The organism is Desulfovirgula thermocuniculi DSM 16036 (assembly GCF_000429345.1).
GTDB lineage: Bacteria > Bacillota > Desulfotomaculia > Desulfotomaculales > Desulfovirgulaceae > Desulfovirgula > Desulfovirgula thermocuniculi.
This window is the reverse complement of the sequence record NZ_KE386887.1, coordinates 40,708-63,299: the sequence shown is the minus strand read 5'-3', so window position 1 is coordinate 63,299 and position 22,592 is coordinate 40,708. Positions and strand designations below refer to the sequence as shown.

Below are 22,592 nucleotides of genomic sequence, written 5' to 3'. Positions count from 1 at the left end.
CGGGCGCTTGGAATTTTTATTTTGCAGGAGGTGGTGAGGTAAGCCTTGCCCACCTACGCCTACCGGGCAAGAGATAGGGAAGGTAAGCTGGTAACGGGCCGCCTCGATGCCGGGGGCCTGCGCGAGGCGGCCAGGCTCCTGCAGGCACAGGGCCTCTTGGTGGTGCAGTTGCGACCCGTAATGGCGGCGCCGAAGCTGACCGTAAGGCGTCCTGCTGTCGCGCATCGCGTGAAGCTAAAGGAACTGGCCCTGTTTTGCCGCCAGCTTTCCACCCTGGTCAGCTCCGGCGTGCCCCTGGTGGGAGCCATGCGCATCCTGGAACTGCAGGTGGAAGGGAGGGCTCTCCGGGAAGTGGTGCGGGGGGTGGTGGCGCGGCTTGAAGAGGGGCGTTCCCTAGCCGAATCTTTTGGCGCCTATCCCCAGGCCTTCCCTGAGCTTTTTGTCAGCATGGTGGAGGCCGGGGAAGTGGGCGGTGTCCTGGACGAGGTGCTGGCCAACCTGGCGGTCCACTTTGAGAGAGAACACGAGTTAAGGGAGAAAGTGAAATCTGCCCTCACCTACCCGTCTGTGGTGCTTGGCTTTGCGGCGGTCATCCTCACCTTTATGCTCACCTTTGTCCTGCCGCCCATCATCGGCACCATCCAAAACCTGGGGGTGCCGTTGCCCCTGCCCACAAGGATGCTGATGGCGGCCAGCGATGCCGCCCGCAGGTGGTGGTTTCTTCTTCCCCTTATTGCCGTGGCGGGGGCACTGGGTTTAAGGAGGGTGCGGGGCTCGCCACGGGGGCGGGAGCTTTGGGACCGGGTGATTTTGAGGCTGCCCATCTTTGGTTCGCTGGCCAGGAAGATAATTATCGCCCGCTTTGCGCGCACGCTGGCGGCATTACTGCGCAGCGGCGTGGCGGTAATGCAGGCTTTGGAAGTGGTCAAGCGTACGGTGGGCAACCAGGTTATGTCGCGCGGCCTGGATAGGGCGCGGGAGAGCGTGCGCGAGGGACAGGGTCTGGCCCGCCCCCTGGAAGAGACGGGCATCTTTCCGCCCCTGGTCATCCGCATGGTGGCCGTGGGGGAGGAGACCGGCAACCTGGACGCCCTGCTGGACAAGGTGGCCGCCTTTTACGACCAGGAAGTGAACATCACCGTGGGGCGGCTCTCCGGCATCATCGAGCCCGTGCTGATTGTGTGCCTGGGAGGTGTGGTAGGCTTCATCGTACTTTCCGTTCTCCTCCCAATGTTCACCAGCATCATGCAGGGCCTGGGTAAGTGAAGGAGATAAACTGTATCATGAGTCCACAATACCAGCTAAAAAGCAGCAGTGTAAAGGCTGGAGATAAAAATTTCGAAGGAGGTTACATAATGTACAGGAAGCTGAGGAACAACCGCGGTTTTACCCTGGTGGAACTATTAGTGGTCATCGCCATCATTGGCATCCTGGCCGCCATCATCACCCCCAACGCCTTCAAGGCTATCGAAAAAGGCAAGGTGGCGGCGGCAGAGGCGGATTATAAGGCGATTAAAGCGGCGGTGTTGAATTTTTATACGGATACTGGGAAGTGGCCACTTAGTAATAATGAAACAAGCCCTCCTGCAGATGCTTATCTCGTGACACAACCCCAGTCTGGTTACAACGGCTGGAACGGCCCCTACCTTGAGCGCTGGCCGAGCAAGAACCCGTGGGGCGGGACGTATACGTATAAAAATGGAAATAGCGGGGATTTAGGTTGGGGTAATCCAGCTCGCTGGCTGGAATTAACAAATGTACCTGGAGCAAGTAGTAATCCGACGAGTGCGGCAAAGCAGTTGCAAACGGATCTAGGTTCTGATGTGGTAAAAGTTAATTCAAGTAATGTAGTATGTATCTTGATTTCAAAAGATCAGTAGTATGGCATTTTAAAAGGGTGTTTGAAGGTGAAGACTATTTTACCGACGTACTTAACTTGCCGCGCCTTCACCCTGGTGGAGCTTTTAGTGGTCATCGCCATCATCGGGGTGTTGGCGGCCATCATCGCCCCCAACGCCTCCTACTACGCCGACATGGGCTTTTTTCCCACAGGACGTGAACCGCGGCTTTGACCCCGGCTTTATGTACCCCATGAGCCCGGCGGAGTATTACAATACAGCGGAAGGGCAGCAGGTGCTAGCCCGGGCGCAGGCCGAGGGTTGGACGGGCGGGTGGGGCACCGACCAGCTTACCCCCGAACAGAAGCAGGCCATTGCTCGCAACTGGAAGGGCCCGTACCTGGAACGCTGGCCGGACAGGACGCCCTGGGGCGGCAAGTACGACTGGAACCTCTGGCCTAACGGCACGGTGCGCTACGGCGTGCCCATCGAGGCCGGGGTTTACGTGGGTATACAGCGGGACTGGGGCGACCGTGCAGAGACGGCCGTACCGGTTTCCGCCGAGGAGCTCATGATCCGGGAGGGCCACGATGCCGGCGGCGGGCCAAACGGCGAAGCGCAGGTGCTCCTGGTGCGCTGGAGCGAAAGGTAGCACTTCGGGAGGGCTGAGGCAACATGAAAAACGCGTTGCGCGACCGCAGGGGCTTCACCCTGGTGGAGCTACTGGTGGTCATCGCCATCATCGGTATTTTAGCGGCCATCATCGTCCCCAACGCCTTTAAGGCCACCGAAAAGGGCAAGGTGGCGGCGGCAGAAGCGGACTATAAGGCCATCAAGGCGGCGGTGTTGAACTATTACGCTGACACTGGCCAGTGGCCGAGTGTCGTCAGCGATGTTTACGGTTATGTAGAAAGGTGGCCTGAAAGGAATCCCTGGGGTGGGAGCTATATCTACCAGAAGGATAATAATGGATTTGACAGCGATAATAATGAAGAACGTTACATAAAAGCAGAAAATGTACCATTGAGCTCAGCCAAAAGGATTGATTTCGATCTGGATGGAGTAGAAGATGGTAATAATGGTATAGTTAAGTATGATGGCAGTGATCCAACAAATGTTAAATTGTTAATCTCCGAAGATTAGCCTTAAATTATTCAAGTGGGTGTAAAGCATGGATGAAACGCGTACTTGAATATAATAACTCCCGCGCCTTCACCCTGGTCGAACTCCTGGTGGTTATCGCCATCATTGGGGTGCTGGCGGCCATCATTACTCCCAGCGCCTTTAAGGCGGTGGAAAAGGCCAAGGTGGCCAAGGTGGTCCGTGACCTGCAGGCCATCCGCGCGGCGGCCCTGGCCTATTACACAGATACCGGGCAATTCCCGCCGGACGACGACATTTACGTGCACCGGGGTATCCCCGGGCGGAAAAGGGGCTGGGACTTTCTCACCAACGCCGCGCCGCAAATCGGCATTAACGTTGCCGGCTGGAACGGGCCTTATCTGGAGACCTGGCCCTTAAACCCCTTCTGGAAGTCTTATGCCGGGGCGCAAGAAGAAGGCTACCAGTGGGAGGGTACGGGCTCGACCGGGGCGATGGACTTTGACAGAGATGGGCAGGCCGACCCCTGTATCGAAATGGGCTTTGTGGGCCTGAGCCTGGCCGAGATCGATGCCATTTGCCGGAAGATAGATGCGCAGATTGATGATGGTGACATTTTGACGGGAAACTTCCGCAAAAGAAGTAATACCGACACCTGGGTCTACTACCGGGTAGTTTACTAAGGGGGCTGGCCCTTAATGCCCCGCCGCATAAAGTGCCGGCGTCATCCCGTTGATTCCCGTGCCTTTTCCCTAGTAGAGGTGCTGGTGGCCGCTGCCATACTGGTGCTGGTGGCGGCCACCGCCGTAAATCTGCTGGTGTCCGGCAAAATGACGGCCAGGGCGGCCTGGGAGGACACGGTGGCCGTGAATGCCGCCCAGGCCGTAATGGAGGAATTGCTGGCCTGCCGCCTCTCCGGAAACGAGCGGCAGGACCAGCCGGAAAAGTTCCCCAGCGCGCCCGGCTACACTTACACATACGCGGTGGAGGCCTATCAGCCGGATGACCGGCTGCTTCAGGTGCGCGTTACCGTCTACTACCAGCACCAGGGGCACCAGCGGCAGCTGGAGCTGGTGACGCTGAAGCGCAAGGGCTAGTGAGAACGTGGTGGTGCCGGGGGGAATGATGGTGCGCGAGGTCTGTGCGGGGGCTGCGGCTTTTTTAGATGTGAAGGCAAGGCGTTTGGGCCGCGTTTTGAGGTGCTGCCGCGGCTTTACTCTGGTGGAGGTTCTGGTTGCGGCGGTGCTCCTCTCGTTGATTCTCGGCGTTGCCTATTTTTTTGCCGGTAGCGTAAACCTGCAGTGGAAAAAGGGCGATTTTGAAAATGAGGTACAGCAGAACCTGCAGCTGGCCATGGACCGTTTGACGAGGGAAATAAGGTACAGCCGGGGCACGGAGGTTATCGCGCCGGGAGAGCTAATTTTAAAGGCCCCTGAGAACATGGATTACAGGTACGTAAAATATTACCTCTACGGTCAAGAGCTTAAAAGGACCACCAGCCAGGATAAAGTGGGCTGGTGGGGCCATAATCCGGTGGCCACGCACATTTCTGCGGTTAATTTCGCACCCGTCTCTGGTTTTCCCGCCACCTTGGAAGTGACCCTGGTGGGCACAAACGGCTATACCCTGACTTCACGGGTAACCGTACGGGTGTTGCGCGGGTGAGCGGATGAGAGGCCTTTCCCCGGGGAAAAGTGCTTTGCTTCAGCAGGGTTCCGCCCTGGTAACGGTGATGGTGCTGGCCCTCTTGGTGCTGGCCCTGGGCGCTTCACTTCTCCAGCTGGCCAGGGCCAGCAGGGAAACTTCCGCTCGCCAGGTGGCCATGACCCGGGCGCTTTACCTGGCCGAGGCAGGGGTGGAAATGATGCTGGCCCGCCTGGAGCAGGACTTCAATGCTTCCCCTCCTCCCACACCCATTGCTCTCGGCGGCGGTGAGGTATCCAAGATAGCGGTGAATGCGGAGGGCGGGGCCATCAAAGTGATCACCTCCGAGGGGCGGGTTTACAGCCAGGACGGGAAGCTCCTGGCCAGGAAGGTGCTTAAAGTGAAGGTTAAGCGCTCGCTGGCCCCGGCGCTGCAGAGCGCCCTCTGCACCGGGAGTACCCTCAACTTAAATGGCAGTGTTTCCGTAAAAGGCAATTTGCTGGTCAACGGCAATCTGGACACAGGTTCAAATGTGAGCATTTCCGGAGCCTCGCTAGTGGCGGTTTCCGGCAACCTGGACAATAAAAACGGCACAATAAGCGTAGTACCCGGGGGAAAAGTCCTGGTGGGCGGAAACCTCTACAACAAAAACGGGCACATCAGCACACCGGGGTACCTCCAGGTAGGTGGCACTATTGACAACGCTCAAGGGGAGGTAATTTTTACCTCAAACGGCGCTTACTATGCGCCATCCGCGCAGTACCCCCAGGGCACCTTTTCCCTGCAGGGGGGCGGTGCGGTGCCGCGCCTAAACGCACCCCGGGAGGACCTCTCCTCCCTTTTGGCCTTGGCCCAAAACTGGAACCCACAGCAGGCGGTGGCCGCCTATGCCGGATACCCATCCTTGCCGGCACAGGAGCAGGGAGGCCACTATGAGTTTGACTTTAACGGTAAAAGTGCCGGCACCTACTACCTGAACACCGGCGGTAAAGAGCTACGCCTGGAGGGTACCTACAGCGGCAGGTGGCTGGTGGCCGTAAAAGGAAACGTCGATATTGTGGGAGATGTTAAACCGCAGGATCCGACCAAGGATGTGCTGGTTTTGGTTGTCGACGGGGCAGTTAAGGTGCAGGGCAATAAGGAGGTAAAGGCGGTCATTTGCGCCTACCGGGTAGAATTCCGCGGGGGTGCCAGCGTGAAGGGGGTTGTAATGGCAAAGACGACAGAGGTTGACGGCCATGTGAATGTCGAGCAAGATGATGCCCTCCTTACCGGCGCCGCCCTGACCCCACTGCCCCAGGGCTTCTTCTCCATAGAGATCGTTTCCTGGGAGGAGCAGTACGGCGTATTCTAGCTGGACCGTTCGCGAAAAAGGACTTTTTCAAGGGGACAGCGAAAATAAACTCATGTTTCGGCGAATGCCGCGGCGCAAAAATGCTTTTACCCTGGTGGAGCTCCTGGCCGTCGTGGCCATTTCCGGCACGCTCCTCCTCGTCGCCCTCCCTGCCGTGCTGGGCGCGCTGGTCAACCGCTCCCTTTACGGCGCGGCCCACCAGATGGCCGCGGACATCCGCACCTGGCAGCAACGGGCGCTCGCGTCTATGGACGAAAACGGCATCTACCTGATATTGTTTGATACGTCTAATGAAGTATACCACCTCATGTATAACTATAAGGTTACTGAAACGCGGCGGCTGCCCGTCTACCTAGACCTGGAGGCGACCAACTTTCCCCCAAGTGGGTATGAACTCCGGTTTGATTTAAAAGGAGTTCCTAATGCCGGTGGCACGGTTACCCTGCGGGAAAGGCTCACCGGCAGGAGGTACTACGTTATCGTTGCGCCCGTTACCGGCAGGGTGCGCGTTTCCCCCTCTCCCCCCAGCGGGGGTGATTACTGAAACCGGAAAGGTCTGTCTATGCTGCGCAAAAAGGTACTTACGGCGGTAGAAATTGACGGCGGGGAGCTAAGAATGGCCTTGTTGGGGCATTCGCGCCGGGGCTGGGAGGTTTTGGCCCTGCACCGCTACCCCGGGCCGGGCCTGCAGGCCTGGGAAGAAGGGGACGTGGAGGAGGTGGCTGCCGTCTTAAGGGCGGCTTTAAAATCTCTCCCGCGTGCGGGCAGGAGGGTGATTACCGCCCTTGGCGGGCCCAGGGTAATCCTGCGGCAATTACAACTGCCTCCCATGCCGCCAAAGGAGCTGGAGCAGGCGGTGGTGTGGGAAGCGGAGCGGCTTTTGCCTTTTCCTTCCGGCGAGCTGGTGGTGCGCCCGGTGGTCCTGGGGGAAAATAGAAGCGGCCAGCAAAACGTGCTCCTGGTGGCGGCACCAAGAGAGCTGGTTTACCGCTACCACCATATTTTTCGCCGGGCCGGTCTGCAGATAGTGGCCATTGACCTGCAGCACCTGGCCCTCTGGCGCGTTTTTCACGGCCCTTTCGGGCACCCTGCGCACAACGGCGGTGTGAGGGCGGTGTTAAACCTGGGCCTCTCTTTCAGCCAGTTCATCATCCTCAGGGGTCAGGAGCTGGCCTACCTCCGCTCCCTACCCGTGGGCCTGGGAGAGGTGCGCGCGTTCTCCTACGGGGGGGAAGATGCTACGGTAGAAATTGAGCGCGAAGCGGCCTTTACGGCTGAAGAGGCAGGAGGGCAAAATCTCCTAGAGGCCCTCATGCGGGAAGTGCGGCGCTCCCTGGATTTCTACCAGCTACAGGAGAGGGAATACCCGGTAGAGGAACTGGTGGTAACCGGCCAGTTGAGCGGGGCGGAAGGGCTGCTGGACATGCTGCGCGCCGAGCTGGGATTGCCCGTAGAGGCCGGGCGGCCATTTATCTCGAAGGCCGGTGGTGGCAATGAAGGAGGGCCCGAGGACTCCTCCTTTGCGGTGGCCCTGGGCCTGGCCCTGAGGGAGGTGCTTTCTTGAATTACAGGGTGAACCTGCTTCCCGCAGAGCTCCAGCCCAGGCCTCCCTTCGAGCCGAAGCGCCTGGCTTTGATTTCCTTACCCGTCCTGGTGGGCGGCGCGCTTGTAGGCGGCCTGTTGTACTGGAGGCACGAACTGTATAAAATGCGCGTAGAGCTGGAGGCCCTGCGCTATCAGGTGCCCAGGCTGCAGCAGGCGGTAAATAAGGTAGAAGAGATGAAGAAAGAGCGCCAGGTCTTGGAGGCCAGGGCCGGTGAGCTGGAGGAACTCATCCAGCGGAGGCGGGCATGGTCCTCGCTGCTGGCCGATCTGGCCGCGGTAATGCCGGACGGCGCCTGGTTAAATGCCCTGCAGCTGGTATCGGGCCAGGCGGCTTCTCCGGCGGCAAAAGCGGAAAGGGCGGGAACGGTGCCCTCCCTCCTGCAGGGAGCCGCCCGGGCAATGGAGGCCGGGGGCCTTCAACAGCCTTCGGCCGAACAGCAGGGTAATGTGCCTGCCGCCTTACAGCAGACAGGAACCTCAAAGGTCGTCCCGCCGCCTGAGAGCTTGAACATTGAGGGTTCAAGCCGTTCCTTGGCCGCCGTCGGCGTGCTGCTCTACCACCTGCAAGGGCTGCCTTATTTTTCCGGGATAGAGCTAAACGAGGTCAAATATGATGAAGGAAAAGGCGTCTATAACTTCAGCATAACCGCACGGTTAAGGGGAGACGGGGGTTGATGGGACGCAGGCTAAGGCGGCGGGAGATTGTCCTGCTGGCCTTACTTCTAGGCCTGGCCTTTTCCTATGCCGCGTATCATTTTGTCCTCGGCCCGCAGCTCAGGGCATTTAAAAGCCTTAAGGCCGAGCTGGACAATGCCGGGAGCCTGGTTTCCCGCCTGAGCCTGCAGGCCGCCACCGTGGAAGAAGAGAAGAAGGCCCTGGAAGAAGCCAGGCGCAGGTATGGTGAGCTCATGACCCGCTTCGATACCGAGATGCGGGACGGGCAGTTTCTGGTTGAGCTCGGTCGCGTGGCAGAAAAGAATGAGGTACGGGTCATGAAGTTCAAGCCTTCGCCCGTGGAAGACAGGGGCTACATCCTGGTCCTGCCGGTGGAAGTGGAGGTCAAGGGTTGGTACCCGCAGGTGGCGGAAGTTCTGGGTTACCTGGAGAACCTGCCCGTTTTGAGCGAGCTGCGCAGCCTGGAAATAACCCGCGTTGAGGCACCCGGGCCGGGGGCTTCTCCTGCTGCGGGTGGCGTGGCTGTAGACGGCACGGTTACGGCCAAAACCATCCTTTTACTTTACTTTCAACCCACGCCGGCCGGTCGGCTCCAGGCGGAGGAAGTCAAGCGCTGGGCACTGGGGCGCGGTAACCCCTTCTTCCCGGGGGAGGCTATTCCCCTGCCGTCTTCAGGGGCTTGAGCACTTATGTATTTTAAAGTGGGCTTTACGTAGCGAGGAGGTCTGGTGTTGGCGAGAAAGCTTTACCCCACCCTGGCGGTGCTGATGGTGTCCGTCATCTGGGGCCTCTCTTTCCTTTTCACCAGGGGCGTGCTTTTCTTTTTGACCCCTTTTCAGCTGCTGGGCCTGCGCTTTGTGCTGGCCGCCCTGGCCCTTTCCCTTTTGGTCCTGCTGCGCCTGGCGACCGTAAACATCCGGCTGCACCACCTCCCGGAGTTGTTGAAGGTGGCCTTCTGGTAGCCGGTGCTGTACTTTACCTGCGAGACCTACGGGGTGAAACAAACCTCCGCCTCCGAGTCCAGCATCATCATTTCCCTAGTGCCCGTGGCCGTGTTCCTCTTTTCCGGCGTTATGCTAAGGGAGAAGATCAATGTCTGCCAGGGCCTGTGCGTGGTGGCCTCGGTGGCCGGGGTGGCCCTCATGGCCGCGGCGGGCCCGGGAGGCGCTGTGGAGAGCGGAGGGTCCCACCTGCAGGGCGTCCTGTGGCTCCTGGGGGCGGTGCTGGCGGCGGCCCTTTACACCATCCTCTCCCGCCGGGCGGGGTCCCACTTTTCCGCCTTTGAGGTAACCCTGGTGATGATGTGGGCCGGGGCCCTGGCTTTCGGTGCTGCCGGGCTGGCCGAAGGGGCGCTTACCGGCTGTGCCGCGGCCCTTGTCCATGCCTGGCAGCGCCCGGTGGTGCTTGGCGGCCTGCTCTATCTGGGGCTGATAGCCTCGGTGGCGGCCTTCTTCCTTTACAACTACGCCGTGGCGCACATGCCGGCTTCCCGCGCCGCCGTCTTCCTGAACCTGGTACCGGTGACCTCGTGCGTGGCGGGTTTCCTGTTCTTTGGAGAGCGGCTTGGTTCCTGGCAGCTGGCGGGCGCCGCGCTCATTCTCCTGGGCGTGTGGGGGACCAACTACTTTGCCGGCCGGGGGGGCCGGGCGCCCGTCGGGGAAGAGGTGGTTTACCGGCGCTAGCGCCGGGGAAAAATTATAGCCAGCGGGTTTCAGGAGAGGTGTTTTTTGTGCTGGTGGAAAAGGGTTTGCTGAAAGAAGTGCTGGATCAGGCCCTGGAAAAGGGCGGGGACTTTGCCGACATCTTTGTGGAGTATAAAAAGACCACGGGTATCAGCCTGGAGGGCGGCAGGGTGGAGCGCGTACATTCCGGCACCGATGTGGGCGCCGGCATCAGGGTGGTCAGCGGGGACACCACCTCCTACGCCTACACCAACGATTTGAGCAGGGAGGGGCTCCTGCAGGCGGCCGGGATCGTGGCCCACGCCTTTAGCGGACCGCGAAAAGAGTGTTCCCTCGACCTGCGCCGGCTCAGGCCTGTTGTTGAGTTCACCATTGCGGAGCGCCCCGATGAAGTAAAGACCGAGCAAAAGGCAAGGGCCGTGCAGGAGGCCGACCGGGCGGCCAGGGAAGCCGGGGGCGACAGGATCAAGCAGGTAATCGCCACCTACGGGGACGTGGTGCAAAAGGTGGTCATGGCCAACAGCCGCGGGGAGTATGTGGAAGACGAGCGCATCAGAACGCGCTTTGCCGTGCAGGTGGTGGCGGCGGAAGGCTCCCTCATCCAGACGGGCTATGAGGCGGCAGGCGCCCTGGCGGGATTTGAACTGTTAAAGGAGCACCAGCCTGCAGCAATGGCCGAAGTGGCGGCGCGGAGGGCGCTGGGTTTGCTGGAGGCCAGGCCCGCTCCTGCGGGCCGGATGCCCGTGGTCATGAGCGGTGAGGCCGGAGGCACCATGGTCCATGAGGCCTGCGGTCACGGCCTGGAAGCGGACCTGGTGCAAAAGGGCCTTTCCGTTTACGCCCGCAAAAAAGGCCAAAAGGTGGCGGCGGACATCGTCACCGTCATTGACGACCCCACCCTCCCCGGCCGCTACGGTTCGTACCGCTTTGACGATGAGGGGGTGCCGGCCCGCAGGACCGTGCTCATTGAAAACGGCGAGCTTACCGACTATATGTACGACCGGGTCACCGCCTCCCGCGAAGAAAGGGAGTCCAACGGCCACGGGCGCCGCGAGTCCTATCAGCACAAGCCCATACCGCGCATGGGGAATACTTATGTGGCGCCGGGTAAGATGGACCCCGAGGAGATCATCCGGGAGGTAAAAAACGGGCTTCTGGTAAAGAAAATGGGCGGCGGCCAGGTAAACACCACCACCGGGGACTTTGTCTTTGACGTGGCGGAGGGCTACCTAATCGTGGACGGGGACGTCGGCCCCATGGTGCGGGGAGCCACGCTGGCGGGCAACGGCCCTGAAGTCCTGCGCAACGTGCGCATGATCGGCCGGGACCTGGGGTTTACCATTGGCACCTGCGGCAAAGACGGCCAAGGGGTGCCGGTCAGTGACGCCCAACCGACTATGTTTATAGGAGAGCTGGTGGTGGGCGGCACCGGCCACGCCGGCAGTAAAGGCAAGGTAAAGCGGGTGTAAGAACAAAAGGGTCCTTTGGAGAAAGGACCCTCGTGCTTTAAAACGCGCCGTAATTTCCCTGCCTGTGCTGTGAGGCCAGCTTGGTCATCAGGTTGGCCAAGACGTGCTTTTCGTTTTGATCGGCCACGGTCCAGAGTTCTTTCATCACTTTTTGCTCCGGCGATGCAGGGGGCACGTGGTCGGCCAGTACCTGCCCGGCCTGCTGGGCCAGGCCCACGATGCGCTCGCGGGAGATGCCCAGTTCTTCGGCAAACTCCACAGCTTGGCCCAGGAACCGCTTCCAGGATTCCCAGTCCGCGCTCAACTGACGGATATCCAAGGCCTACCAGCACTCCTTTCTGTTCCTTTTTTAATATTTTGCCCTTTCCCTGCCCCGTTTATATCCACGCAGAGGAATAATGCGGCAGGCAAGGAATAATACTTATCCACGTAAGGGGGGGGCTTATGTTGTCCGGAACGTTAGACATTGCCCTCTGGGCCGTAGAAAAGGCCAGGAGCCTGGGGGCGGAACAGGCGGAAGGTTACATAAGCTTTGGGCGAGAGCTGGTCGTGGAAGTGCGGGACGGCAAGGTGGAAACCCTGAAAACGGCCCGCGAGCAGGGGCTGGGCCTGCGGGTAATTGCGGGGAGGCGTGTAGGCTTTGCCTACACCAGCGACCTGCGCAGGGAGGTGGTGGAGGAGTTGGCCGCCCGGGCCGTGAGCAACGCCGCCAGCACCTCGCCCGATCCCTGCAACCGGCTGCCCGCACCCGTGCCGGAGTATCCGGTGCTGGACCTCTACGACCGGGCCATCCTTGCGGCCACCGTGGAGGAGAAAATAGAGATGGCCCGCGCCCTGGAAAAATCGGCCAGGGAATACGACCGCCGCGTGCGGGCCGTGGAAACAGCCGCCTACCACGACGGGGAGGTGGAGGTGGGGCTGGTCAACAGCCTGGGTATAAAAGCCTCTTACCGGGGCGCGTACTGCGGCCTTTACATTTCCCTGGTGGCGGAAGAGGACGGCGAGGCCCAGACGGGCTTTGCCGTGGATTATACCCTCAAGTTTGCCCTCCTGGACCCCGTGAAGGTGGGCCGGGAGGCCGCTCAAAAAGCCGTGCGCATGCTGGGGGCCAGGTCCCTTGCGGCGCAGCGGGTGCCGGTGGTCCTGGAGCCCTATGTGGCGGCGGGCTTTCTCGGCCTCCTGGGCCCCGCCCTCACCGCCGAGGCGGTGCAAAAAAAGCGCTCCCTTTTTGCCGGCAGGGTGGGGCAGGAGGTGGCCTCCCCCCAGGTGACGGTGGTGGACGACGGGGCCATGGAGGGCGGGCTGGCCTCTGCCCCCTTTGACGGCGAGGGGGTGCCCACCGGGCGCACGGTGCTCATTGAAGGGGGAATCCTGCAGGGGTTTTTACATAACACCTATACCGCCGCCAAGGAGGGCGTTAGCTCCACCGGCAACGGCGTGCGCGGCTCCTTTAAGGCCACCCCGGAGGTGGGCACCACCAATTTCTTTATCCGGCCCGGCGCCTCTTCCCCGGAAGAACTCATCCGCAACACCCCGCGCGGCCTCTACGTTACGGAGGTCCTGGGGATGCACACGGCCAACCCCATCTCAGGCGACTTTTCTGTGGGGGCAACCGGGATTTTAATTGAAAACGGCGAACTTACCCGGCCGGTGCGGGGGATAACCATTGCCGGTAATATCCTCGACCTGCTTAAAAACATCGACGGCGTGGGCAACGACCTCAAGTTTTTCGGCGGCAAAGGTTCCCCCACCATCAGGGTGGCCGGGGTCAGCGTAAGCGGTTAAGACATGCCTTTGCAGGCCGCCCGTTATATGGTAAAATGTGTTGTTGTGGTCCGCTAGTTTGCCGCGGGCGGGGGAAGCGGTAAAGTGCGGGAGAGGATTGAGCGCCTGCTGGCCAGGCTTGAAGAGGAAAAGCTGGACGCCTTCCTGGTGGCCCAGCCGGAAAACCGGTACTACCTGAGCGGTTTTACCGGTTCTGCAGGTGCGCTGGTGGTGGGGAAGTGCGGCCTTTACTTCCTGGCCGATTTCCGCTACGCCGACCAGGCGGCCTCCCAGTGTCCCGGGTTTACGGTGGTCCGGTACAAGGATTCCCTGGCCGGGACGCTGGCCGAGAACCTGCCGAGCTGGGGGGTTTCCCGCCTGGGGTGCGAGGGGGACTACCTTTCCTACCGCCAGGTAAAGCTGCTGGAGGAAAAGCTGGAAGGTGTAGAGCTGGTGCCGCTGTCCGGTGTGGTGGAGGAGCTGAGGCAGGTAAAGGACGGGGAAGAGCTGGAGGCCATCTCCCAGGCGGCGGCCCTGGCCGAGCGGGCCTTCTGGCACGTGCTCGGCATCCTCCGCCCGGGCGTCACCGAGTGGGAGGTGGCCGTGGAGCTGGAAGCCTTCCTGCGCCGCCACGGTGCGGAGAAGATAGGCTTTGATACCATCGTAGCCTCCGGTCCCAGGGGTGCGTTGCCTCACGGCGCGGCCACGCACAGGGTCATCTGCCGGGGCGAGATGGTGACCATGGATTTCGGCTGCCGCTACCGCGGCTACCATTGCGATCTTACCCGCACGGTGGCCGTGGGGCCGCCCGACCCGCGCCAGGAGGAAATTTACCGGCTGGTGCTGGAGGCGCAGCGCGCGGCCATTGCCGCGGTGCGGGCGGGGGTGAAGGCCTGCGAGGTCGACCGGGCGGCGCGGGAGGTTATTGAGGCGGCGGGTTACGGGGAAAATTTCGGCCACAGCACCGGCCACGGTGTGGGCCTGGCCGTGCACGAGGAGCCTTCCGTTTCGGCCAAAAACGAAAAGCCCCTCCTGCCGGGCATGGTCATCACCGTCGAGCCGGGAGTATACCTCCCCGGGTGGGGTGGGGTGCGCATTGAAGACATGGTGCTGGTGGAGGAAGGCGGGTGCCGGTTGCTCACCGGCATTCCCAAGGACCCCATGATCATAGTGTGAGATGGGAGGTTGTGGCGAGCCGTGATCTCTACCAACGATTTCCGGACCGGGCTGACCATTGAGCTGGACGGCGAGGCCTACCAGGTCATCGAGTTCCAGCACGTCAAGCCGGGGAAGGGCTCTCCCTTTGTGCGGTCCAAGTTAAAGAACCTGCGCACGGGGGCGGTCATTGAGAAAACCTTTAACGCCGGCGAGAAGGTGCCCCGCGCCCACATCGACCGGCGCGAGGTCCAGTACCTCTACAACGACGGCAAGACCTACAACTTCATGGATATGGAGACCTTCGACCAGTTCTCCCTCACCAGGGAAGAGCTGGGTGAGGCCGTCAACTTCATGAAGGAGAACATGACCCTCACCCTCCTCATGTTCCAGGGGAAATCCATCGGCGTGGAGCTGCCCAATTACGTGGAGCTAAAGGTCATCGATACGCCGCCCGGCATTAAGGGCGACACCGCCTCGGGTGGTTCCAAGCCGGCCACCCTGGAAACCGGATATGTGGTGCAGGTGCCCTTCTTCGTGGAAGTGGGCGACGTGCTGCAGATCGACACCCGTACCGGCCACTACATTAAGCGGGTATAGCCGGCAATGGTTTTAAAACCCCCCTGAAAGGGCAATACTTTAGAATAGTCAGTTGGCCCAGATTAAATTCCAAGGGGGGTTGCATTTTTATGGACGACCTGAAGTCCAAGGTGGCTTACCTGCAGGGTCTTTCGGCGGGGATGAACCTGGAGCCGGACAGCAAGGAAGGGCGCTTGCTTTCAGGGATCCTCGACGTGCTGAGCGATTTTGCCCAGTCCTTTCACGAGCTAAAGGAGGCCCAGGGTGAGCTGGAAGATTACCTGGAGAGCATTGACAACGACCTCTATGCCCTGGAGGACGACTTTTACGGCACGCGGCGGGATTACGACGGGGAGGCGGAGGGTTACATGGAGGTGGAGTGTCCCCGCTGCGGTGAAATCGTCTGCTTTGACCGCGACATCCTGGAGGAGGACGGTGTCGTTGAGGTAACCTGCCCCAACTGCGATGAGGTGGTCTTCGTCAACGACGACACCTACGAGAGCGGCGACGAACCGGAGGTCATGGAGGGGCGGGCGGAAATTAGGGGCGAAGAGGACATATGAGGTTCCGGCCTGGCCGGAGCCTTCTGCTTTTGAGGGGCGCCCCTTGACGGGCCTCTACCGGCGGGGGTACAATGAGCAAAAGAAAAATAAAGAGGAGGCGCAACAGTAGGTGAGCAGGATTGTAATCATCGGCGGGGTGGCTGCCGGCCCGAAGGCGGCGGCCCGCGCCCGGCGGCTGATGCCGGATGCGGAAATAACCATTGTGGAGAGGGGCCGGCTCATATCCTACGCGGGCTGCGGCATGCCCTTTTTTGTTGCCGGCCAGGTCAAGGACTTCAACCAGTTGTTTAGCACCCCCTACGGGGTCCTCAGGGACGAGCAGTTCTTTGCACGCGAAAAAGGAGTTAAGGTACTGACGCGCACCGAGGCTACCTCTATCGACCGGCAAAAGAAAGAGGTGGCGGTGACCAACCTCGATACGGGGGAAAGCTATACCCTTCCCTACGACAAGCTGGTACTGGCCACCGGCTCAAGCCCCGTTATACCCCCCATTCCCGGCCTGGAGCTCAAAGGGGTGCACCGCCTCAACCATCCCGACGACGCTCTTAAAATCATGGAAGACCTAGAAGAGGTCAGCGAGGCAGTAGTCATCGGAGCGGGCCTCATCGGCATGGAGGCTCTGGATGCCCTGATCAAGCGCAAAATATTTGTTTCCGTGGTGGAAATTAAGGACCAGGTGCTGCCGGGGATTCTGGACCCGGAGCTGGCGGCGGTGCTGGCGGCGCGCCTGGAAGAGCAGGGCGTGGAATTGCACCTGGGTGAAAAGGTGCTGCGCCTGGAGGGCGACGAGGACGGCCGCGTGAGCCGGGTGGTGACCGACAGGGGAACCCTGGAGGCGCAGCTGGTCATCGTGGCCGTGGGCGTGCGGCCCAACGTGGAGCTGGCCCGCGCTGCCGGCCTGGAGATCGGCCAAACGGGCGCCATTGCCGTCAACGAGCACCTGCAGACCAGCGACCCCGACATTTACGCCCTGGGCGACTGCGTGGAAAACACCCACCTCGTTTCCGGGCAAAAGGTGTACATCCCCCTAGCCTCCACGGCCAACCGCCAGGGGAGGGTGGTGGGCGACAACCTGGCGGGCATCCCCAGCCGGTTTAAGGGTGTGCTGGGCACCGCCGTGCTAAAGACGCTGAACTTCAACATTGCCCGCACCGGCCTCGGCGAGCTGCAGGCAAGAGAGCTGGGCTACGATGTGGAAACGGTGGTTAACTCCACCCACGACCGCACCCACTATTACCCCGGCCACGACAACCTGCTCATCAAGCTGGTGGTGGACAAATCCACCCGCAGGCTGCTGGGCGCTCAGGCTGTGGGCGGCGGCGAGGCGGTCAAGCGCATTGACGTGGCGGCCACGGTCCTTTATTTCGGCGGCACCGTGGATGACCTGGCCGGCGTGGACCTGGGCTATGCGCCGCCCTTCTCCACGCCCATTGATCCGGTGCAGCACACGGCCAACACGCTGCGCAACAAGCTTTCCGGTCTGGCCAAGACCATAGGCGCCCGCGACTTAAAGGCCAGGATGGACGCCGGGGAGGACCTGGTGCTGCTGGACGTGCGCATGCCCGCGCAGTTTAACGCCAAGCACATTGAGGATGAAAGGGTCATGCTGGTGCCTTTGAACGAGCTGCGCCAGCGCATAGGAGAGGTGCCGCGGGATAAGGAAATCGTCATCCTCTGCGCCATGGGCACGCGGGCCTGGGAAGCCCAGCGCATCCTGGAAGGCGCGGGCTACACCCGGGTAAGGTTCCTGGAAGGCGGGCTGCAGGCCTGGCCGTACGAGATGGAGTGAACCGGGCTGCAGATTAGGACTCCCCTGCCGCAAGTGGCAGGGGGTTCTTTTTTTTGTCCCGGTGAGGCATATGTTCCCATATATCCCAATATCTATTTACCAGGGAGGGGACAAACATGGGCACGGCATCTCTCTTCAGAATGCTCCCTTCAGGCAGGCCGGACCCGCCACCGGACCCGGTGGCCGAGGTCTTGCATGTGCTGCCGCCCCACTTGCGCTCCCTGGTGGCTACCCTGCCCCCCGCTGTTTTGGGGCAGCTGGAAGAGATCCGCCTACGCCAGGACCGCCCCCTGGCTCTGGGCCTGGTGCAGGGTGATGCGTTTTTGAGCCCTGCCGGCTGCCTGGTTGGCGACCCGGAACAGGCCTACCGGGTTACTGCTCCGGACATGGAACGAACCATCCAGCTGGTAACCGGTTCGTCGCTATACGCCCTGGAGGAAGAGCTGCGCAACGGCTTCATTACCCTCCCCGGCGGGCACCGCGTGGGCCTGACCGGCAAGGCGGTGGTCGAGGGGGGGAGGGTGAGGACGCTAAAACACATAGGTTCCATTAACATCCGCGTTTCCCGGGAGGTACCCGGGTTGGCCACCCCCCTTTTGCCGCACCTCATTGACCGGCGGCACAGGACCGTCTACCACACCCTCATTTTTTCCCCGCCCCGCTGCGGGAAGACCACCCTGCTGCGGGATCTCATCCGCCAGGTCAGCAACGGCGTGCCGGAGCTCGAGCTTCCCGGGCAGCGGGTGGGCGTGGTGGACGAACGCTCGGAGCTAGCCGGGTGCTACCGCGGCATACCCCAGCGGGACGTGGGGGCGCGCACCGATGTCCTGGACGGCTGCCCGAAGGCGGAGGGGATGACCATGCTCCTGCGTTCCATGGCCCCCCAGGTGATTGCTACCGATGAAATCGGCAGGGCAGAGGATGTGGCCGCCCTGGAGGAGGTGTTCCACGCCGGCGTGCGCGTGCTGGTTACGGTGCACGGCTCTTCCCTGCGGGAGCTGGCCAGCCGCCCCGCGCTGCAGCACCTATTTTCCTTAAAAGTTATCCAGCGCTTTGTACTGCTGGGGCGCTCGCGCGGGGTGGGCACGGTGGAGGAGATCTGGGACGGCCAGACACTCTCTCCCTTGGGGGTGAGGGCATGCTGAAGGTCCTGGGCTGTGCCGCCATTCTCTTTGCCGGCAGCGGGCTGGGCGCGGTGGTGGCCGGCCTTTACGCCCGCCGCCCTGCGGACCTGCGGGCCCTGCAGGTAGCGCTAAAGATGCTGGAAACGGAGATCACCTACACGGCCACCCCGCTGGCCGAGGCCCTGCTGCGGGTGGCCGAGCGGTTACCGCACCAGGTGGCCCTCTTTTTTGCCCGCGCCGGTGCGGGGCTTGGGGCCGGCTGCACGCTGCAGGAGGCCTGGGAGGGCGCCCTGAGGGAGTGCTACGCCCAAAGCGCCCTGGCAGCCAGGGACCTGGCCATCCTGCGCCGCCTCGGCTACGTGCTGGGCATTTCCAGCACCGGCGACCAGAGCAAGCACCTGCGCCTGGCCATGGAACAGCTGGACCTGGAAGTGAAGAGGGCGGAGGAAGAGGCCGCGCGTTACGTTAAGCTCTGGCGCTCTCTCGGCTTTCTGGGCAGCCTGGCCCTGATTTTCACGCTCTGGTGAAGGAGGTTTTCAGCGCATGGGCTATGACGTGGGCGTGATCTTTAGGATTATCGGCATCGGTGTGCTGGTGGCCGTGGCCCATTACGTTTTGAAAAATTCCGGCAAGGAGGATTACGCCTTCATAGCCACCCTGGGCGGCATGGCCATTGCCCTTTTCTGGGTGGTGCAGCTTCTGGGCAATTTCTTTGACCAGGTAAAGTCAGTGTTCAAGCTCTTTTAAGAAGGGTGGCGAGAATGTGGAGATTGTACAAATTGTGGGCCTGGGAGTGGTGGCCGCCGTGCTGGCAGTGACCATAAGGCATAACAAGCCGGAGATGGCCATGCTTTTAAGCATTGCCGTAGGCCTTATCCTTTTCTTTATGGTCCTGGGGAAGATCGGGGCGGTCGTGGAACTTTTAAAGGAAATGGCCAGCCGGGCCAGCCTGAACATGGTGTACCTGGCGACCGTGCTCAAAATAGTGGCCATTGCCTATATAGCCGACTTCGGGGCGCAAATATGCCGCGATGCCGGCGAAGGGGCGGTGGCCAGCAAAATAGAGTTTGCGGCCAAGATACTCATCCTGGTTCTGGCCGTGCCCATTGTCATGGCCCTCTTGCAGTCCCTGCTGAAGCTTTTGCCCTGAGGTGGTGGGAATGGGGCGCGCGATATGGTGCCTCCTGGTGGCCGGCGCACTGTGGCTGTTCTGCTCCCTTCCGGCCGGGGCGCAGCAGGGGGCGGCATTTAAAGAGGCGGTGGATCTGGCCGGCGTGGAGGGTTACCTGAACTCCCTGGATGAGGAGGTGAGAAAAGCCCTGCCGGGGTTTCAGTTTAAAGAGCTGGTGGTAAAGCTGGTCCGCGGGGAACTGCATGCCACCCCGGCGGATGTCTTGTACCACCTCGCCTCCTGCGTTTTCCGCGAGGTAATGGCCAACGCCTCCCTTCTCGGCAAGCTGGTCCTCCTGGCCATCATTTGTGCCGTTTTGCAGGCCCTCACGGCGGCTTTCGAGAAGGGGACCGCCGGGCAGCTCACCCATGCCGTAGCCTACCTCTCCCTGGTAGCCATGGCCATAGGGCCTTTCGCCCTGGCCGTGCAGGTGGGCCGGGAAGCCGTGGATAAGATGGTCGGCTTCATGCAGGCCCTTTTGCCGATAATGCTCACCCTGCTGGTGGCCCTGGGCAACATGACTTCGGCGGCCCTCTTTCACCCCGTGATTATTGTCGGGGTGACCTTTATCGGCACGCTGATTAAGAACGTCGCCCTTCCCCTCATTTTCCTTGCAGCGGTGCTCACCCTGGCCGGCCACCTTTCCCCGCAATTTAAAGTGTCGAACCTGGCCGGCCTGCTGCGCACGGCAACCCTCTGGGTGCTGGGCATGTCGGGGACCGTCTTCCTGGGTCTCCTGGCCGTGCAGGGGGTGGCCGGAGCGGTGGGGGACGGGCTGGCCCTGCGGGTGGCCAAGTTCTCCCTGGATGCCTTCGTGCCCATTGTGGGCCGCATGTTTTCCGACGCCCTGGAAGCGGTGGTGAGCACTTCCCTCCTGATTAAAAATGCCCTTGGTGTGGCCGGAATGCTGGCCGCAGGGGCCATAATCATTGCTCCCATGCTCAAGCTCATTTCCCTGGCCTTCATATTCAAGCTGGCGGGGGCCCTCATCCAGCCTGTGGGCGATGCCCAGGTTGCCGACTGCCTTTCCGACCTGGGCAACAGTGTGATGGTTGTTTTTGCCGCGGTGGCTACCTTGGGACTGCTCTTCTTTTTTGCCCTGGCCATCCTCATCGGGGTGGGCAATCTCACCGTGATGCTTCGCTAGGAGGGAGGGAGGCGGTGGAACAGGTCCAGCGTCTGGTGCAAAACCTGGTGGTGGTTGTGGTGCTGGGGGTTTTCCTGGAAATGTTCTTGCCCCAGAACGAGATGAGGCGTTACGTGCGGCTGGTGGTGGGCCTGCTCATTGTGGTGGCCGTGCTGCAGGCCATCGGTGGACTGGTGAAGAGGGAGTGGCAGGAAGTGCTCCCCGAACCGGCCCTTTCCGTTCAGCCTCCGGGGAGCGCGAAGCTGCCGGAAATTATGGCCGCGGGCAAGGAGCTACAGGCCCTGCAGCAGGAAAGGGCACTGGAGGAGTACCGGCGCGGCCTCGCCCGCCAGATTTCCGCCCTGGCCGGCATGGGGGGCAACGTGGAGGTAAAGGAGGTACAGGTGGAGATTTACGACCGTGTGCAGGACAAGCATTTCGGCCAGATAAGGGAGGTCAGCCTCTTGCTTGCCCCGGCAGGAAAAGCGCCCCCTTACCGGACGGTGGAGCCGGTCACCGTCAGGATGGAGCAGCCCGGGCAAGAGCCGGGTGGGGGCGCGGGGGAAGGGCTGCCACCAGAGATGCAAGAGGCCGTGGAGCGGGTGACACGTATACTGGGCAATTTTTACAATCTTAACCCCTCGCAGATCAAGGTAAGGGTAGAAATGCCGTGACATAAAGGAGGGCGGGCACATGTCTTTCTGGGAAAGGTTCTGGGGGGGCTCCGGTGAGGGGGGGCTTCCGCCCAAGAAACAGCGCCAGCAGGCGATTTTCCTGGGCGGCCTGGCGGCGCTGGGGGTTTTGCTCTTACTGCTGGGGCACCTGGTGCCGCTAAAGGGGCCGCAGGCAAAAAATGGGCAGGCCGCCGGCGAGCCCCGGCTGGAGCACCAGGAGCTTACCATGGCCCACCAGGAGGCCGCCATTGAAGAAAAGCTGCGGGAGATGCTCGGCCAGGTAGAGGGGGCAGGGCGGGTGAAGGTGACGGTGCGCCTGGCTAGCTCCAATCTGGAAGAGTACGCCGTCAATACCACCACCAGCCATAAAACCACGCAGGAAAAAGACCAGGCCGGGGGGACCAGGGTGACCAGTGAGAACACCAGCAGCGACCAGCTGGTGCTCTTCCGCACCGGGCAGGGCGAAAAGCCGGTGGTCAAGCAGGAGGTGGCCGCGCGCATAGCCGGGGTGCTGGTGGTGGCCGACGGCGCCCGCGACCCGGTGGTCAAGGACCGTCTCTTCCGGGCCGTACAGGTGGCCCTGGGGATCGAGCCCCACAAGGTGATGGTTTTGCCGCGGGAAAGGGGGGAAATATAGGTGCGTACCGTCCTCATCAGGAAGCGCTTTTTGCTGGCCGGCCTCTGGGCCCTGCTGGGCTTAGCCTTGCTGTGGGCAGGCTGGCAGGGCTGGCCGGAGGCGGGCAAGCACCGTGGGGAGGGTGATGCGCCGGCTGCCGGCCTGACGCAGAGCGTTGAGCGCCCCGCCCTGCCCCCGGAAGGCCCCCAGGCAAGGGAGGCCCCGGATAAAGAGGAGATAGCTTTCTTTGTGGACTACCGCCTGGACCGCGAGCGGGCCCGCAGCCGGCAGGTGGAAGTGCTGCGGGAAGTCATCAACAACCCGCAGTCCTCTGCCGAGGCAAGGAAGGCCGCCCAGGAGAAGCTCCTGGCCCTCTCGCAAGGCATGGCGCAGGAGGTGGAAGTGGAAAACCTCATCCGCGCCAAGGGCTTCAAGGACGCCGCCGTTTACCTGGACGGCAAGGGCGCGACGGTGGTGGTGCGGGCAGCGCACATAACTTCCGAGGAGGCCAGGCGCATTGCCGAGCTGATCTCCCGGAGCACCGGCGTGCCCGAGCAAAATGTGGTCATCATTCCCCGGTCGTAGTTAAAAATAGGGAGCAACCTTAATTGGTGCTCCCTAAAAATTTCCATGAAGCGTAAAAGGACAAAAAGTGTTACAATA

General features: G+C 61.5%; 30 protein-coding genes. 29 read left to right on the top strand and 1 reads right to left on the bottom strand.

Annotated elements, in window-relative coordinates; genetic code table 11:
- Positions 1-45: 45 nt before the first annotated feature.
- The 16 genes from G454_RS0115630 to G454_RS0115560 all read left to right on the top strand — a co-directional run bounded on the left by G454_RS0115630 (position 46) and on the right by G454_RS0115560 (position 11,368).
- A complete protein-coding gene (locus G454_RS0115630) occupies positions 46-1,266 on the top strand; it encodes a type II secretion system F family protein (protein WP_027719302.1) in 1,221 nt (406 codons plus the stop codon).
- 89 nt (positions 1,267-1,355) lie between these two features.
- A complete protein-coding gene (locus tag G454_RS0115625) occupies positions 1,356-1,880 on the top strand; it encodes a prepilin-type N-terminal cleavage/methylation domain-containing protein (protein ID WP_035108150.1) in 525 nt (174 codons plus the stop codon).
- Positions 1,881-1,907: 27 nt separating this feature from the next.
- A complete protein-coding gene (locus G454_RS22490; RefSeq protein WP_245574435.1) occupies positions 1,908-2,072 on the top strand; it encodes a type II secretion system protein in 165 nt (54 codons plus the stop codon).
- Positions 2,056-2,490 (top strand): hypothetical protein, encoded by a 435-nt coding sequence (locus tag G454_RS0115615; RefSeq protein ID WP_027719300.1) that lies wholly within the window; start codon positions 2,056-2,058, stop codon positions 2,488-2,490. The genes G454_RS22490 and G454_RS0115615 overlap by 17 nt, the downstream gene beginning before the upstream one ends.
- Before the next feature lie 23 nt (positions 2,491-2,513).
- Positions 2,514-2,981: a prepilin-type N-terminal cleavage/methylation domain-containing protein gene (locus G454_RS22800; protein ID WP_027719299.1), complete on the top strand. Its 468-nt coding sequence runs from the start codon at positions 2,514-2,516 to the stop codon at positions 2,979-2,981.
- Between the two features lie 32 nt (positions 2,982-3,013).
- Complete coding sequence (locus G454_RS20645; protein ID WP_051276591.1) at positions 3,014-3,622, top strand: type II secretion system protein; 609 nt, start codon at positions 3,014-3,016, stop codon at positions 3,620-3,622.
- Between the two features lie 15 nt (positions 3,623-3,637).
- Positions 3,638-4,036, top strand: coding sequence for a prepilin-type N-terminal cleavage/methylation domain-containing protein (locus tag G454_RS0115600; RefSeq protein ID WP_027719298.1), 399 nt, complete (start codon positions 3,638-3,640; stop codon positions 4,034-4,036).
- A 31-nt stretch (positions 4,037-4,067) separates the two neighbouring features.
- Entirely contained in the window at positions 4,068-4,604 is a 537-nt protein-coding gene (locus tag G454_RS0115595) for a prepilin-type N-terminal cleavage/methylation domain-containing protein (RefSeq protein ID WP_169719389.1), read from the top strand.
- Between the two features lie 34 nt (positions 4,605-4,638).
- Complete coding sequence (locus tag G454_RS0115590; RefSeq protein ID WP_027719296.1) at positions 4,639-5,937, top strand: hypothetical protein; 1,299 nt, start codon at positions 4,639-4,641, stop codon at positions 5,935-5,937.
- A gap of 64 nt (positions 5,938-6,001) precedes the next feature.
- Entirely contained in the window at positions 6,002-6,481 is a 480-nt protein-coding gene (locus G454_RS20640; RefSeq protein WP_051276588.1) for a pilus assembly FimT family protein, read from the top strand.
- 18 nt (positions 6,482-6,499) lie between these two features.
- Positions 6,500-7,501, top strand: a complete 1,002-nt coding sequence (gene pilM, locus G454_RS0115580) for a type IV pilus biogenesis protein PilM (RefSeq protein WP_051276586.1) — start codon at positions 6,500-6,502, stop codon at positions 7,499-7,501.
- The gene (locus G454_RS0115575) at positions 7,498-8,217 is read left to right on the top strand and encodes a PilN domain-containing protein (protein ID WP_027719294.1); all 720 of its coding nucleotides are present in this window, start codon (positions 7,498-7,500) and stop codon (positions 8,215-8,217) included. The genes pilM and G454_RS0115575 overlap by 4 nt, the downstream gene beginning before the upstream one ends.
- Positions 8,217-8,900 carry a type 4a pilus biogenesis protein PilO gene (pilO, locus tag G454_RS0115570; RefSeq protein WP_156896860.1) on the top strand — a complete coding sequence of 228 codons (684 nt, stop codon included), beginning with the start codon at positions 8,217-8,219 and terminating at the stop codon, positions 8,898-8,900. The genes G454_RS0115575 and pilO overlap by 1 nt, the downstream gene beginning before the upstream one ends.
- Positions 8,901-8,948: 48 nt before the next feature.
- Positions 8,949-9,179 (top strand): hypothetical protein, encoded by a 231-nt coding sequence (locus G454_RS20635; protein ID WP_051276584.1) that lies wholly within the window; start codon positions 8,949-8,951, stop codon positions 9,177-9,179.
- Positions 9,180-9,182: 3 nt separating this feature from the next.
- Positions 9,183-9,899 (top strand): DMT family transporter, encoded by a 717-nt coding sequence (locus G454_RS19835; RefSeq protein ID WP_051276582.1) that lies wholly within the window; start codon positions 9,183-9,185, stop codon positions 9,897-9,899.
- A 38-nt stretch (positions 9,900-9,937) separates the two neighbouring features.
- The gene (locus G454_RS0115560) at positions 9,938-11,368 is read left to right on the top strand and encodes a TldD/PmbA family protein (RefSeq protein ID WP_245574434.1); all 1,431 of its coding nucleotides are present in this window, start codon (positions 9,938-9,940) and stop codon (positions 11,366-11,368) included.
- A gap of 37 nt (positions 11,369-11,405) precedes the next feature.
- Here G454_RS0115560 and G454_RS0115555 read toward each other — a convergent pair whose 3' ends face one another.
- Positions 11,406-11,687 carry a DUF3243 domain-containing protein gene (locus tag G454_RS0115555; protein WP_027719291.1) on the bottom strand — a complete coding sequence of 94 codons (282 nt, stop codon included), beginning with the start codon at positions 11,685-11,687 and terminating at the stop codon, positions 11,406-11,408.
- A 128-nt stretch (positions 11,688-11,815) separates the two neighbouring features.
- On the opposite strand from G454_RS0115555, the gene G454_RS0115550 reads away from it, so the two are divergent.
- From G454_RS0115550 to G454_RS0115490, 13 genes are all read left to right on the top strand, one after another.
- Complete coding sequence (locus tag G454_RS0115550; RefSeq protein WP_245574433.1) at positions 11,816-13,153, top strand: TldD/PmbA family protein; 1,338 nt, start codon at positions 11,816-11,818, stop codon at positions 13,151-13,153.
- 84 nt (positions 13,154-13,237) lie between these two features.
- Positions 13,238-14,308 carry a M24 family metallopeptidase gene (locus G454_RS0115545; RefSeq protein ID WP_027719289.1) on the top strand — a complete coding sequence of 357 codons (1,071 nt, stop codon included), beginning with the start codon at positions 13,238-13,240 and terminating at the stop codon, positions 14,306-14,308.
- Positions 14,309-14,329: 21 nt separating this feature from the next.
- On the top strand, positions 14,330-14,887 hold the full coding sequence (gene efp, locus G454_RS0115540) for an elongation factor P (protein WP_027719288.1): 558 nt from the start codon (positions 14,330-14,332) through the stop codon (positions 14,885-14,887).
- 89 nt (positions 14,888-14,976) lie between these two features.
- Complete coding sequence (locus G454_RS0115535) at positions 14,977-15,429, top strand: CD1247 N-terminal domain-containing protein (RefSeq protein ID WP_027719287.1); 453 nt, start codon at positions 14,977-14,979, stop codon at positions 15,427-15,429.
- Between the two features lie 109 nt (positions 15,430-15,538).
- Positions 15,539-17,218 carry an FAD-dependent oxidoreductase gene (locus G454_RS0115530; protein ID WP_027719286.1) on the top strand — a complete coding sequence of 560 codons (1,680 nt, stop codon included), beginning with the start codon at positions 15,539-15,541 and terminating at the stop codon, positions 17,216-17,218.
- Between the two features lie 140 nt (positions 17,219-17,358).
- Complete coding sequence (gene spoIIIAA, locus G454_RS0115525) at positions 17,359-18,363, top strand: stage III sporulation protein AA (RefSeq protein WP_051276617.1); 1,005 nt, start codon at positions 17,359-17,361, stop codon at positions 18,361-18,363.
- Positions 18,357-18,869: a stage III sporulation protein AB gene (locus tag G454_RS0115520; protein ID WP_027719284.1), complete on the top strand. Its 513-nt coding sequence runs from the start codon at positions 18,357-18,359 to the stop codon at positions 18,867-18,869. The genes spoIIIAA and G454_RS0115520 overlap by 7 nt, the downstream gene beginning before the upstream one ends.
- A 16-nt stretch (positions 18,870-18,885) precedes the next feature.
- A complete protein-coding gene (gene spoIIIAC / locus G454_RS0115515) occupies positions 18,886-19,089 on the top strand; it encodes a stage III sporulation protein AC (protein WP_027719283.1) in 204 nt (67 codons plus the stop codon).
- Positions 19,090-19,105: 16 nt separating this feature from the next.
- On the top strand, positions 19,106-19,492 hold the full coding sequence (spoIIIAD, locus tag G454_RS0115510) for a stage III sporulation protein AD (RefSeq protein WP_027719282.1): 387 nt from the start codon (positions 19,106-19,108) through the stop codon (positions 19,490-19,492).
- 10 nt (positions 19,493-19,502) lie between these two features.
- On the top strand, positions 19,503-20,660 hold the full coding sequence (gene spoIIIAE, locus G454_RS0115505; RefSeq protein WP_027719281.1) for a stage III sporulation protein AE: 1,158 nt from the start codon (positions 19,503-19,505) through the stop codon (positions 20,658-20,660).
- 14 nt (positions 20,661-20,674) lie between these two features.
- Positions 20,675-21,313, top strand: coding sequence for a stage III sporulation protein AF (gene spoIIIAF / locus G454_RS0115500; RefSeq protein WP_027719280.1), 639 nt, complete (start codon positions 20,675-20,677; stop codon positions 21,311-21,313).
- 19 nt (positions 21,314-21,332) lie between these two features.
- Positions 21,333-21,950 (top strand): hypothetical protein, encoded by a 618-nt coding sequence (locus G454_RS0115495; RefSeq protein ID WP_027719279.1) that lies wholly within the window; start codon positions 21,333-21,335, stop codon positions 21,948-21,950.
- Entirely contained in the window at positions 21,951-22,514 is a 564-nt protein-coding gene (locus G454_RS0115490) for a SpoIIIAH-like family protein (RefSeq protein ID WP_051276580.1), read from the top strand.
- The last annotated feature ends 78 nt before the right edge of the window (positions 22,515-22,592 follow it).

Excerpts from the sequence above, each read along its gene's own strand:
- G454_RS0115520 (WP_027719284.1), top strand. The coding sequence starts at position 18,357 with ATGCTGAAGGTCCTGGGCTGTGCCGCCATTCTCTTTGCCGGCAGCGGG.
- pilO (WP_156896860.1), top strand. The coding sequence starts at position 8,217 with ATGGGACGCAGGCTAAGGCGGCGGGAGATTGTCCTGCTGGCCTTACTT.
- spoIIIAE (WP_027719281.1), top strand. The coding sequence starts at position 19,503 with ATGGGGCGCGCGATATGGTGCCTCCTGGTGGCCGGCGCACTGTGGCTG.
- G454_RS0115495 (WP_027719279.1), top strand. The coding sequence starts at position 21,333 with ATGTCTTTCTGGGAAAGGTTCTGGGGGGGCTCCGGTGAGGGGGGGCTT.
- G454_RS20645 (WP_051276591.1), top strand. The coding sequence starts at position 3,014 with ATGAAACGCGTACTTGAATATAATAACTCCCGCGCCTTCACCCTGGTC.
- G454_RS0115625 (WP_035108150.1), top strand. The coding sequence starts at position 1,356 with ATGTACAGGAAGCTGAGGAACAACCGCGGTTTTACCCTGGTGGAACTA.
- spoIIIAA (WP_051276617.1), top strand. The coding sequence starts at position 17,359 with ATGCTCCCTTCAGGCAGGCCGGACCCGCCACCGGACCCGGTGGCCGAG.
- G454_RS20640 (WP_051276588.1), top strand. The coding sequence starts at position 6,002 with ATGCCGCGGCGCAAAAATGCTTTTACCCTGGTGGAGCTCCTGGCCGTC.
- G454_RS22800 (WP_027719299.1), top strand. The coding sequence starts at position 2,514 with ATGAAAAACGCGTTGCGCGACCGCAGGGGCTTCACCCTGGTGGAGCTA.
- pilM (WP_051276586.1), top strand. The coding sequence starts at position 6,500 with ATGCTGCGCAAAAAGGTACTTACGGCGGTAGAAATTGACGGCGGGGAG.
- G454_RS0115535 (WP_027719287.1), top strand. The coding sequence starts at position 14,977 with ATGGACGACCTGAAGTCCAAGGTGGCTTACCTGCAGGGTCTTTCGGCG.
- spoIIIAC (WP_027719283.1), top strand. The coding sequence starts at position 18,886 with ATGGGCTATGACGTGGGCGTGATCTTTAGGATTATCGGCATCGGTGTG.
- G454_RS0115600 (WP_027719298.1), top strand. The coding sequence starts at position 3,638 with ATGCCCCGCCGCATAAAGTGCCGGCGTCATCCCGTTGATTCCCGTGCC.